The sequence below is a fragment of the Paenibacillus sp. FSL H8-0260 genome, assembly GCF_045040625.1.
GTDB lineage: Bacteria > Bacillota > Bacilli > Paenibacillales > Paenibacillaceae > Paenibacillus_AQ > Paenibacillus_AQ odorifer.
Map to the genome: position 1 here is coordinate 5,410,877 of NZ_CP150298.1, position 11,949 is coordinate 5,422,825.

General features: G+C 46.5%; 12 protein-coding genes. 1 reads left to right on the top strand and 11 read right to left on the bottom strand.

Annotated features, from left to right (window positions below; all coding sequences use genetic code 11):
• Positions 1 to 276 precede the first annotated feature (276 nt).
• Positions 277 to 558 carry a CD3324 family protein gene (locus tag MHI51_RS24080; RefSeq protein ID WP_076129667.1) on the bottom strand — a complete coding sequence of 94 codons (282 nt, stop codon included), beginning with the start codon at positions 556 to 558 and terminating at the stop codon, positions 277 to 279.
• Positions 559 to 949: 391 nt separating this feature from the next.
• On the bottom strand, positions 950 to 3,133 hold the full coding sequence (locus MHI51_RS24085) for a UvrD-helicase domain-containing protein (protein ID WP_076218484.1): 2,184 nt from the start codon (positions 3,131 to 3,133) through the stop codon (positions 950 to 952).
• Positions 3,134 to 3,327: 194 nt separating this feature from the next.
• Between MHI51_RS24085 and MHI51_RS24090 the strand changes: the two genes are divergently transcribed.
• Positions 3,328 to 3,906, top strand: coding sequence for a hypothetical protein (locus MHI51_RS24090; protein WP_405173306.1), 579 nt, complete (start codon positions 3,328 to 3,330; stop codon positions 3,904 to 3,906).
• Here the strand turns inward: MHI51_RS24090 and MHI51_RS24095 are convergent.
• From MHI51_RS24095 to dtd, 9 genes are all read right to left on the bottom strand, one after another.
• Positions 3,901 to 5,199 (bottom strand): NCS2 family permease, encoded by a 1,299-nt coding sequence (locus tag MHI51_RS24095; RefSeq protein WP_342410082.1) that lies wholly within the window; start codon positions 5,197 to 5,199, stop codon positions 3,901 to 3,903. The genes MHI51_RS24090 and MHI51_RS24095 overlap by 6 nt on opposite strands.
• Before the next feature lie 239 nt (positions 5,200 to 5,438).
• Positions 5,439 to 6,194, bottom strand: a complete 756-nt coding sequence (locus MHI51_RS24100; protein ID WP_076277219.1) for a ThiF family adenylyltransferase — start codon at positions 6,192 to 6,194, stop codon at positions 5,439 to 5,441.
• 61 nt (positions 6,195 to 6,255) lie between these two features.
• Positions 6,256 to 8,040: an aspartate--tRNA ligase gene (gene aspS, locus MHI51_RS24105; protein ID WP_405173307.1), complete on the bottom strand. Its 1,785-nt coding sequence runs from the start codon at positions 8,038 to 8,040 to the stop codon at positions 6,256 to 6,258.
• 55 nt (positions 8,041 to 8,095) lie between these two features.
• The gene (gene hisS / locus MHI51_RS24110; protein ID WP_036677635.1) at positions 8,096 to 9,349 is read right to left on the bottom strand and encodes a histidine--tRNA ligase; all 1,254 of its coding nucleotides are present in this window, start codon (positions 9,347 to 9,349) and stop codon (positions 8,096 to 8,098) included.
• 192 nt (positions 9,350 to 9,541) lie between these two features.
• Complete coding sequence (locus MHI51_RS24115; RefSeq protein WP_155288182.1) at positions 9,542 to 9,679, bottom strand: hypothetical protein; 138 nt, start codon at positions 9,677 to 9,679, stop codon at positions 9,542 to 9,544.
• A 366-nt stretch (positions 9,680 to 10,045) separates the two neighbouring features.
• Positions 10,046 to 10,495 carry a hypothetical protein gene (locus MHI51_RS24120; RefSeq protein ID WP_036677637.1) on the bottom strand — a complete coding sequence of 150 codons (450 nt, stop codon included), beginning with the start codon at positions 10,493 to 10,495 and terminating at the stop codon, positions 10,046 to 10,048.
• A gap of 48 nt (positions 10,496 to 10,543) precedes the next feature.
• Entirely contained in the window at positions 10,544 to 11,053 is a 510-nt protein-coding gene (locus MHI51_RS24125; RefSeq protein WP_076105448.1) for a type 1 glutamine amidotransferase domain-containing protein, read from the bottom strand.
• 150 nt (positions 11,054 to 11,203) lie between these two features.
• Entirely contained in the window at positions 11,204 to 11,359 is a 156-nt protein-coding gene (locus tag MHI51_RS24130) for a hypothetical protein (protein WP_179087027.1), read from the bottom strand.
• Positions 11,360 to 11,492: 133 nt separating this feature from the next.
• The gene (gene dtd, locus MHI51_RS24135; RefSeq protein WP_036677641.1) at positions 11,493 to 11,936 is read right to left on the bottom strand and encodes a D-aminoacyl-tRNA deacylase; all 444 of its coding nucleotides are present in this window, start codon (positions 11,934 to 11,936) and stop codon (positions 11,493 to 11,495) included.
• Positions 11,937 to 11,949 lie beyond the last annotated feature (13 nt).

The following is an 11,949-nucleotide window of genomic DNA, read 5'->3' on the forward strand; positions in this document are numbered from 1 at the left end:
ATTCTTGTAAAAGCTCAATGTAAATCCCTCTCTATCATACCATATCACAGGGAAGGATTAGGATGTCCTGCCGGTTCAAGGTAACAGTATCAGCATAGACTTATTTTGCGCCAAAATAAAAAGAGCATGATCTCGTCTTAGAAAGGCGGGAGCCATGCTCTTTTTTCAAAATATAAGAAAGTATAGGTTTCACGCTATACTTTATCCTTATGATTTCTCGCATAACGCTTACCGTCCTTCTAAGGACACCAGAGGCGTTTATGCTTGAATTGCAAGCTAGCAATTTACTGCCAGCCGCATTTTTGATATGATTTTACGAATGCTTTCTTCCGATAGATGGTACTTCTTCTGAAGTTCCGCTACGGAATCACCGCTTCGATGACAACTGAAAATTTCCTTGTTCCGGTTCGCTATTTCTTTCCTCGAACCGCTGTTCTCGCCCCATCGAACCCGTTCTTCCGTCTTCTTTGGGATGTAGAGCAGTTCACCTTGGATGTATCCCTGAAGCTCTTCGAGCAAGCCAGGGGGGAGCACATCCTTCCCATTTACATAACTCAACTTGCATTTCCTCCTTCAACAGGTGTGTCCCTATGCGTCGGTCAACTAAGTTTTTAGTTATAATCACGTCACCTGCCTCCTTTCTTCTCCTCATATTTGGAAAAATCCGTAATTTCATTATATAAAAACCTTTTGGTAGCGTCTACATTCGATTTCATAAATTTCGTTCTTATGGATAAGTGTGGTACTTCTTATGTTAGTAATAAGGAGGCCGTAAGGCCTCCTCGCTTTAAGCAGGTTTCCGTCTTAAACGGAAACCACCTCGTATACTGAAATCATTTCAATCAGCCTCCTTCCAGAAGTGTTCTTGCCCGGCCGGACACTTATTATTAAGCCATACCTATGGGGGAGTTACAAGACCAAGAACAGTTATAACCATTCTCCACCAGTCTTACTCTCCCTCAGAATCGCTTCCAGCCGCCGTTTGCACATAGGAAGGAACTTCCCCATTATGGAGCAGCCACAGCTCATGGAGAGCACGTGTACAGCCGACATACATCAGCTTCGCGTCCCAAGCCGTCGCTCCGTAATGGTCTTGATCGGCATCTGCTAAGATCACCGCATCGAACTCCAAACCTTTTGATAAATAGACAGGCAGCACCGATAACCCGCCCTGATATTGTGTCATACTGCCATCAATCAGATGAATATCTTCAAAATGCTGTGCCAGCTCCGCATATAGTTCTGCAGCCTCATGAAGATTTCTTGTTAGGACAGCCACCGTACGGTATTCCCTTCCTGACAGAGACTTCAGTGCAGAGGTTATTGTCCGCAAGCGAGCCTGCTCATCAGCCACCAGTTCCCCGGCATCCTCGCCATAGGCGATCATACGCACGGGATCTCCACTACGAAACACAGGAACAGCCAGCAATGAGCTCTCCACACCTGAAGATAGAATTCCATTAGCGAAGTCTATAATTTCCATAGTAGAACGATAGCTGCGTGTCAGCGCGTGATAAGCCGTGTTCTCAGGGGCAAACAACGTCTGCATCTCTTCCCACGCGTGTACGCCTTTATAGGCATGTATGCCCTGCGAGAGATCACCCAGGATCGTAAAGGAATGGCCTCGCACATATAAATCCAGAACGGCAATTTGGAAAGGTGAAAAATCCTGGGCCTCATCGATTACTACATGGTCAAAGCGAGTAACGCCCTCATCACCATTCAAAAGATAATGGATATACAGCAGCGGAGGTAAATCCTCTTCACGTATGATGCCTTTTTTCAGCTCTTTTGCCGTTTCCTTCAACACAGCTGCCGGAATTTCCTCTGGCGGTTCAACCGGCCAATCCTCAGGAAGTTTAGCTGCTCGGAAAATTTGCTTATAGATCGTTAATGGATCATATTTAGGCCATTTGGCACTATAAGCCTTCTCTCGCTGCGCGCCTTTTTTCTTGCGATCCTTCATAGCAGCAGCTGACGGACTCTTCTTCAGTTCCATCTCAATCCAGCGATGAATCCGCGCCATTACCCGTTCCTTGCGCTTGGCTGGAGGATAGGGAGCATACTCCTCATTATGCCAGCGCAAAATCATAGAACGGCGTAGCACCGCACCCTCCCACGGGCTAAAATCACCCTCAGGTACAGAGCTGCTTTCCAATAGCTTGATGCTGGACTCTATGATTCCCATCAGCACCGTGGAACCTTTGAAGCGCCCTGGTGTCTCTTCTGTAATTACCGGCATGCCCCCAGGGGTTTCGAACCAGCGGTTCATCGTCTCTGTCGCATCCTGTTCCGGCAATTCCAGTCCTAGTACATTAGCCGCCCAATCCGGAAATGTACTTTGAGCAATATTACCTACCCCGAGCTCAGGCAATACATCCGAGATGTAATCCAAAAACATCCGGTTTGGTGCAAAAATGATCATTTTTTCCGCAGAAACCTGATCCTTATATTGATACAGCAGAAAAGCAAGCCTGTGCAGTGCAACGGTTGTTTTACCGCTTCCTGCCACGCCCTGAATGATTAGCGCTGTATTTTTGGCAGCACGGATAATCTTGTCCTGCTCCTCTTGAATGGTCGATACGATATCCCGTAGACGATTATCCTTGTTCTCCCCAAGTCGATAGACGAGAAACTCATCCGATACAATCGGTGCATCGCTTTCCCGATTGTACGTATCCGCGACCCGCTCCAGAATTTGCTTCCGAATCACCACGTTGCGTTTGAGGTATACCAGCCCCTCTATCAATCCCTCAGGAGCTTCATAGGTGGCTGGCTCCGTACCGCCGGTAAACGAATAGAACAGGCTTGCTACCGGTGCGCGCCAGTCGATGACTAGCGGACGGTCGCTTACCTGCTCGCGGTCTACGCCGATTTTGCCTATATAGAGTGCCTTCCGTTCATTCTCATCATTGCCTTGAAAATCAAGCCGTCCGAAATAAGGCTCCTGCCTAAGCTTGGCAAGATCTTTGCGCTTCTGATCACGGTTCGCTTCCAGCACCTGTTCCGTATAGTCATGTCCCGTGTACACTGGTGTCTGCTGGAGCTTCTCCAGCAAAGTGTCAATTTCAGTAAGCGCTTGATTCAGCCTGTCTTCTTCCTCTTGATAGGCACTTTGAAAGTTGTCTTCCAATTTCAGTTACCTCCTAAAAGTTTATCGAGCTTAAATTTTCATGCTCCTACGCCCATTTCTCACGCAAAAGGATACCCATTGTAGCACAATCAGCACTTAAATACCAAATCTTTCAAATGATTTGACTAAACTTATAAGTTGTTCTCCAACCTAAAGCCCTTTGGTGCACCTTAGCATGCACAAGCGCCGAATGTTTGGGACAAACCAAAGGCATTTTTGCCTTTGATTTCGTCGTCTACACGCATTTAGCTCCAATCAACGGTATTTATACCTTTGTTTTCGACGCTTCCACGCATTTAGCCCCAATCAACGGTATTTATACCTTTGTTTTCGACGCTTCCACGCATTTAGCCCCAATCAACGGTATTTATACCTTTGATTTCGACGCTTCCACGCATTTGGCTCCAATCAACGGCATTTATACCTTTGTTTTCGACGCTTCCACGCATTTAGCCCCAATCAACGGTATTTATACCTTTGTTTTCGACGCTTCCACGCATTTAGCCCCAATCAACGGTATTTATACCTTTGTTTTCGGCGTTTCCACACATTTGGCTCCAATCAGAGGTATTTATACCTTTAATTTCGGCATTTTCACGCATTTAGCCCCAATCAACGGTATTTATACCTTTGTTTTCGACGCTTCCACGCATTTAGCCCCAATCAACGGCACAGCGGCAATTACCTCTTTGATTTCAACACTGGCTAATAGAACTAATAAGAGTGCAACAACAGGTCCCTCGCAATCAAAGAAACTGGATGCCGCACTATAGCACAGCCTGCAAAATAAAGTTAGCCACAAACAAACCAGCAATTCCATACAGCGCAGGTGGCACTTCCTTCCCTTTGCCCAGCGCCAGCTTCACAATTGGGTAGGTAATAAAACCAAAAGCCATACCGTCCACGATGCTATAGGTGAATGGAATCATAACCATGATTAAAAAAGACGGGAACAGCTCGGTCAAATCGCTCAAGTCCATCTCACGCACATTCTGTACCATAAGCCCGCCGATCACAATCAAAATCGGGGCAATCGCACTGTCAGGAATATAGGATAACAGCGGCAGGAATAAGAAGGTCGCCCCGAATAGAAGCCCTGTTACAAGCGAGGTGAGACCCGAACGCCCGCCCGCAGCTATTCCTGCATTGGATTCTGCAGCGGCCACGACCGGACTGCTTCCGAAGAGACCCGCGGCGATATTAGCAAGCGAGAGCGCACGTAAGCTGCTTTTGAAGCGTTCTGGACGGCCTGCCATCATCGTCTGCGAGGCTACAAGACCGATATTTTCAAATACAACGATTAACAATAACAGGAATACAGCAATCCAGAACACCAGGCTCACAATGCCGCTCCAGTCCATTCCGAAAAATAAGCCGCCATAACCTGAGAATACATGCCCTGAAGCTTGTTTTTCCGGTGTATGTGCAGCTCCCAACAGGTAGGCTAGTCCTGTACCAACCAGCATACTTATCAGCAGGCCGCCGTTGGTTCCCCGGATAAATAACACTAAAGCCAGCAATAAAGTCACACAGGATGTAATAACTGCAGGATCACTAAAATGTCCTATGGCAACAAAAGTAGTCTGATGGGCAATCACTATCCCACTCTTTTGCAGCCCTATAAAGGTCAGAAACAGCCCTATACCGACTGTAATGGCATGCTGCAGGTTTTGGGGAATTGCCTCACTAAGAATACGATAAAGTGATGTGAAGGCCACAATAGCGAATAACACGCCTGTTATAACAACTACAGTAAGCGCCTCTCTCCAGTCCAGCTTCATGGAATGAACAAGCGTATAAGTGAAAAATGCGTTAATTCCCATCCCGGGAACCACGATGATAGGCGTCTTCCCGCCAAAAGCCATCAGCAGACAGCCGGTAATTGCGGTCAACAGTGTGGCCACCATTGCCGGTCTAAGCGGCATCCCCGCGTCATGGAGAATCGTCGCATTCACCATAACAATATAAACTGAAGCAAAATAGGAGAGAATCCCTGCAGCCCATTCCCGTTTCCAGTCATTCTCAGGCGCAAGCCCCACACTATTTCGCCAAAAATTCGATTTCATGTACAAAAACCTCCACTGATATTAAGTTCCGCAGGCGGATATTACCCGGATTATAAACCTAATAATCAGCCGTTCATCCCGGTTCAGCTATTATGCCTATTTGTGGCCTGCTTCTTGCAGACCCCGCCTGTTTAACGACAACAAAAGGGCGTACGCAGCCGGATTTCAGCTACTCGCCCTTTTGTCCATTACTCTAATCCTATATCTATAATTGAAACAGCCTCAGCTCAGCGATTCACTTACAAGCTGACGCCTCCAGCCTCAAGCAAATCACGCACGGCAACGCTGACCATAATTAGGCCGGCTACCGGTGGAACAAATGAATTGCTGGCTGGCGGTTGTTTCGCTTTACGTCGATCCGGCGCATTCTCCGGAACAATCTTGTCCGTAACATCCTGACGTGGCTTCATTGGCGGCTCCGTAGAGAAAACCACTTTCACGCCTTTTTTAATCCCATCCTTACGCAGCTTCTGGCGAATGACCCGGGCAATCGGATCATACGTTGTCTTGGAAATGTCCGCTACCTGGAATCTTGTAGGATCCATTTTGTTGGCGGCACCCATGCTTGAGATCATAGGAATTCCACGTGCCAGACATTCTTTAATCAAATGGACCTTGTAGATAATCGTATCCGAGGCATCAATCACATAATCCGGTTTCAGCTTGAACAGTTCCTCATAGGTTTCTTCCGTATAGAACATGTTCAGCGCAATCGCTTCACATTCCGGATTAATCAGCCTCACACGGTCTACCATCAGTTCGGCCTTCTTTTGCCCAACCGTTGTAGTAAGTGCGTGGATCTGCCGATTCACATTGGTAATGTCGACGGAATCCTTATCAATCAGAATCAGTCTGCCGATCCCGCTACGAGCCAATGCCTCAACAGCCATACCGCCAACACCGCCGATACCAAGTACCGCTACTGTGCTGTTCTTCATAATCTCCAGACCTTCCGGTCCGATCGCCAGTTCCGTACGTGAGAACTGATGCAGCATGAGGTCAGCCTCCTTCAAAAGCTACAGCGAAGCAGAAATCTGCCTCGCCCGCTTTATTTAATTATTCTTTTTCTTTTTCTTTCTTTGGTTTAAGAGCCAGCTTAATATGCAGTTGTTCCAATTGTGAACCGTCTACTGGTGCAGGTGCATCCATAAGCAGGTCCGTTGCACTTGCCGTTTTCGGGAATGCGATGGTTTCGCGTAGATTTGTACGCCCCGCCAGCAGCATAATTAGACGATCTAAACCGAAGGCAATACCACCATGTGGAGGTGTACCATATTCGAACGCATCCATCAGGTAACCAAATTTCTCGTAAGCAACCTCATCTGAGAAGCCGAGAGCTTGGAACATTTTTTCCTGTACTTCACGTTTGTAAATCCGCATGGAGCCGCCGCCTACTTCATAACCGTTCAGAACGATATCGTAGGCTTGTGCACGAATTGCACCTGGATCTGTGTCGAACAGATGCAGATCCTCTTCACGTGGACGAGTGAACGGATGGTGTTCTGCTACATAACGTTTCTGATCTTCATCATAACCAAGCAATGGGAAGTCAGTCACCCAAGCGAACTTGAACACGTTATCGTCGATCAGACCCAGCTGACGTCCGATTTTGACACGAAGGGCACCTAGAACGTCCGCTACAACCTTTTTGGTATCAGCGGAGAACAACAGTAGGTCGCCTTCTTCAGCGCCTGTACGCTCCTTCACAGCGGCAATTTCTTCTTCAGTGAAGAATTTGACAATCGGCCCTTTGAACTCGCCGTCTTTCACTTGAATCCAAGCCAAACCTTTCGCTCCATAACGCGCAGCATAAGGTCCGAGATCATCGATTTCTTTACGAGTCCAAGTCCCACAGCCTTTAGCATTTAGACATTTCACTTCTCCGCCTTTTTCGATCACGGAAGCGAATACCTTTACGCCACTTGTGGCAACAATATCGTTCATTTCCACAAGCTCTAATCCAAAACGCAGGTCAGGTTTGTCTGAACCGTATTTGCCCATAGCCTCAGCATAAGTCAAACGTTGGAATGGAAGTTGAATATCCACTCCTACAGTTTCTTTAAACAAACGCTGCATCAGGTTCTCCATCATGCCAAGCAGCTCATCCTGAGACAGGAATGAAGTCTCGATGTCCACTTGTGTAAATTCCGGCTGACGGTCAGCACGCAAATCTTCATCACGGAAACAACGAGCAATTTGATAATAGCGTTCAACGCCACCCACCATCAATAGCTGCTTGTAGATTTGTGGAGATTGTGGCAATGCGAAAAATTCGCCTTCATGCACACGGCTTGGCACCAAATAATCACGCGCACCTTCCGGTGAGCTCTTAGTTAGGATTGGTGTTTCTACATCAATAAATCCTTCACTGTCAAGGAAATCGCGGAAAATCTTAGAAGCTTTCGAGCGTAGCAACAATGTTTTTTGCATTTCTGGACGACGCAGATCCAGGTAACGATATTTCAGGCGAAGAGATTCGTCTACTTCCACTCCATCTTCGATGAAGAATGGAGGGGTCTTAGCAGCGTTCAGCACTTCGATATCTGTAATTTGAACTTCAATCTCACCTGTTGGTAGATTGCGGTTAATGGTTTCTTCATCACGTTTAACCACTTTTCCTTTGACAGCCAAAACATACTCACTGCGAACCTTATCCGCAATTTGCAGTGCTTCGCCGGAGTAGTCCGGGTTGAATACAACTTGCACAATACCGCTTCTGTCACGCAGGTCAATAAAAAGTACGCCCCCAAGGTCGCGGCGGGTCTGGACCCATCCGTTCAAGGTTACCGTTTGTCCAATATGTTCTGGTGTTAATTGCCCACAGTTATGACTTCTTTGCATAATTCACCATTCCCCTTTTTATTTAAAAATACATTTCTACTTAAAAAGTTTTCTTCTATACCAACGCCTGAGCCAGCTCTTCGAGCTTCACAGTCTGCTGTTCCCCTGTGCTCATCGACTTCAGCGCAATTACACCATTCTTCAGCTCGTCTTCGCCAAGAATCGCAGTATAACGTGCCGACATACGGTCAGCTGACTTCATCTGCGCCTTCATCTTCCGGCCGAGGTAGTCGCGTTCTGCCGAGAACCCTTGGCTACGCAGAAAGTATAGCTGCTTGGAGATTTCAATGTCAGCCTCTTCGCCAAGAGCTACAAAATACACATCCAGTGGCTTCGCAGTCTCCAGCTCTACCTTCTGATCTTCCAGAATAAGAAGAATACGCTCCAGCCCGATCCCAAAACCAATACCCGGTTGATCCGGTCCGCCGATTTCTTCAACCAAACCGTTGTAACGGCCTCCGCCGCCTACGGTATCAATAGAGCCAATGCCAGCTGCTTTATATTCAAACGCAGTATGCGTGTAATAATCCAAACCACGTACAAGACGAGGATTAATCGTGAACTCCACACCCATGATGTCCAGATGCATCTTAACCTTCTCAAAATGAGTTATGCATTCATCATCCAAACTGTCCAAAATGGAAGGCGCATCTGTAAATTTATCCTGATCCACCTTGCAATCCAGCACACGAAGCGGATTACGCTCGATTCGACGCTGACAGTCACTGCAGAGGTTATCCTTCATCGGTCTAAGGAATCCCAGCAGCTTCTCCCGGTAAGCCGCACGGCTTGGTGCATTACCCACGGAATTAAGCTCCACTCTTACATCCTTAAGACCTAGATCCTTATAGAATTGATAGCCCATAGAGATTACTTCTGCATCAATAGCCGGATCCACGGCCCCAAACGCCTCAATCCCAAACTGATGGAACTGGCGATATCTTCCGGCCTGCGGACGCTCATACCGGAACATAGGTCCGATATAATACAGCTTGCTTACATCAGGTTCACCGTATAGCTTGTTCTGAACGTAAGCGCGCACGACACCAGCCGTTCCTTCTGGACGAAGAGCCAAATCACGGTCGCCTTTGTCCTTGAACGTATACATTTCCCCTTCCACAATATCCGTTGTTTCGCCTACTCCACGTTCGAATAACCCTGTGTGCTCAAACATAGGTGTGCGAATTTCCCGGTAGTTAAAACGGCGGCATAAATCTCTGGCCTTCCCCTCAATATACTGCCATTTCTCCACAGCACCCGGAAGCACGTCCTGCGTTCCTGTTGGTTTCTCGAATCTTTCTTTAGCCACAGTCTATCCCTCCTAAAAAATAACCCCTCTAAAGCTGTTCTCTTCATCTGTTTCTATTGCAGAAAAAGCAAAAAATCCCTCGCCCTGTTTTATAAAAAAACAGGGACGAGGGATTATCATAACCAATAATACACCACGTGGTACCACCCACATTCCGGATCAGTAAAAATATACTGAAGCCGCTCAAAGCGGTTAACGCCCGCCTACGCGTAAACGGCTACTGATCGCGGCAATCAACACTGCCCACTTTCGCCGTACGTTCTCGGGGAGGTCATTCATTCGCTCATCAACAGAATCCTTGCAGCCAAGCGATACCGGTTCATCATCCACTTAAGTAGATGTCATCCGAATCGACAAGGGATTCTTCTCTGGAGTTGTGGGTTCTCGAATTACTTGGTCCCGTCATCAAAACCATATGATAAAATCGTATATTGTTAATATTCTACTGAACTACTGCATTAAAGTCAAGGTAGTAAAAAGGATGCCTGGTATAAATTTTGACAGCTTCCGAGTTTTTTATTCAGCAATTATATTGTAACAAAAAAATGACCTGCAGCCGAATGCTGCAGGTCCATCATCATATATTATTAAAAAGGGGGTCATGCCTTTATTATAAACACGCTATATTAAGGAATCATGTACGTAATATTACGATTATATTACATTCCATGAAAGCGGTTTATTTTTAATAGAATACTATTCGAATTGTTCAACATAGGCCCCTTTGCCCCGAAGGATTTCCACAACTTCATTATAATTTTCTTCTGCTATACTTAGCTCCATCACATAACGAAGTTCACTTAAATCCCCATCTTCGAGATCTCCTTCTGCCACGTTCGCACTAACCTGATCTTCATTCACACTATAATGTGTTTCAGGGTCAGCCCGAGTATCGGAAGCGGCAATGCCAGGAACCAGCATAGCTCCAGCTGCAGGTGTGCTGGCCGTTCCAAGCGTTCCAGTTGTGCCTGCGACTACAGATGCACTATCCAGTGGAATGATTGGAAACAGAATATTACGATCATTGCCGATAGGGTCTGTGAGTGGCCAAACCTCCAAACCATCCACCTTATAGCTAATCAATGCTGTTTTTGCGCCTTCTGCTTCATTTTCAGTTCTGAAATACGCTTGGATTTTTCTGCTCATTGCCATTACCTCCTTGGATTATATGACTCTAATTTAAATATTGCTTATTTATTTCAGGACCTTCAATATTTCACGAACAAATGCAGGCTCATCTTTTGGTGTACGCGAAGTAATGTAATTGCGATCAACCACTACTTCCTCATCCTTAAACTCCGCGCCGGCATTCACAACATCATCCTTCAGCGGAGGATATGAGGTAATAGTGCGTCCCTTAAGCAAGTCTGCACTGATCAGAATTTGCGGTCCGTGGCAAATAGAGGCGATAGGCTTGCCTGCTTCATTTGCTTCTTTTACAAACTTCAAAATATCAGCATTTTGCCGTAAATTCTCGGGGGAAGAACCACCCGGGATGACTATCGCGTCATAATCACTTGCTTGAACATCGGCGATCGCCTTGTCTGCTGCGTAGGAGACTTCTTTCTTTTTACCTAGCAAGGTCTCCCCTTTTTTCAAACCAATAATGTCCGCTTGATGTCCTGCCTTTATAATTTCATCATAAGGAACCTTCATTTCAGAATCTTCAAAATCATTAGCCAGTAAGAAAGCAACGTTACTCATGTAATAGTTTCTCCTCTCTGTCTTTAGCAATTAATGATGTTCTAATTATTCTTTCTTGTGGTCTATTACCCTTATGAGGATGCTTTCTAACCTTTAACCGGAAAAAAGGCTTCCTTCACAACACCGAAAAAGCCGCCTTTTCCACCCGCTTCAGGTACGCGGCAAGAGATTGCGGCTTCTTCCTTTCATCACTAGTGGTTCGGTCTCGCCGTCTAGCTTTTTGGCTAATGCGCAGGCTTCCATAGGACTCCCAGTCGGTAGTGCCGGGAGACTTCTCCATACCCATGCCTTCTGTGATTGTCTCATTCTTAAACTCCCTGCCTTATGCGTGATATCTGCCTGCATTTAGTTTATCCAGCCCAAAGAAGCTCTATCCGCATAAAAAAAGATGTCGAAAGTTAGCTCCGGCCAGAAGCAATCTTCGACATCCTCTATTTCGTTAGCTGCGGCTATCCAGAATGAGAGTAACTGGGCCCCAATTGGTCAGCGACACATCCATCATCGCTCCAAATATGCCCGTCTCCACCTGAAGACCTCCAGCTCTAAGCTCTTGATTAAAATAATCATAAAGACGCTCGGCCTCCGCAGGAGCTGCAGCTCCCATGAAATTCGGCCGTCTTCCCTTACGGCAATCTCCGTATAAAGTAAACTGGGACACTGAAAGAATAGCCCCGTTAGTATCCGTGACACTATAGTTCATTTTGCCAGCATCATCTTCAAAAATACGCAGTCCAGCTATTTTATCCGCTAAATATTTGGCATCCTTCTCTGTATCTTCATGGGTAACGCCGACAAGCAGCATCAGGCCATTGCCAATCGCTCCGGTCACTGTCTCATCCACGGTTACTTTGGCGTCCTTACAACGCTGTACTACAACTCTCATCGCACTACTTCGC

Bases quoted from the DNA above. Each gene is read 5' to 3' on its own strand.
- MHI51_RS24095 (WP_342410082.1), bottom strand. From the start codon at position 5,199: ATGAAATCGAATTTTTGGCGAAATAGTGTGGGGCTTGCGCCTGAGAAT.
- MHI51_RS24100 (WP_076277219.1), bottom strand. From the start codon at position 6,194: ATGCTGCATCAGTTCTCACGTACGGAACTGGCGATCGGACCGGAAGGT.
- aspS (WP_405173307.1), bottom strand. From the start codon at position 8,040: ATGCAAAGAAGTCATAACTGTGGGCAATTAACACCAGAACATATTGGA.
- MHI51_RS24120 (WP_036677637.1), bottom strand. From the start codon at position 10,495: ATGAGCAGAAAAATCCAAGCGTATTTCAGAACTGAAAATGAAGCAGAA.
- MHI51_RS24125 (WP_076105448.1), bottom strand. From the start codon at position 11,053: ATGAGTAACGTTGCTTTCTTACTGGCTAATGATTTTGAAGATTCTGAA.
- MHI51_RS24130 (WP_179087027.1), bottom strand. From the start codon at position 11,359: ATGAGACAATCACAGAAGGCATGGGTATGGAGAAGTCTCCCGGCACTA.
- dtd (WP_036677641.1), bottom strand. From the start codon at position 11,936: ATGAGAGTTGTAGTACAGCGTTGTAAGGACGCCAAAGTAACCGTGGAT.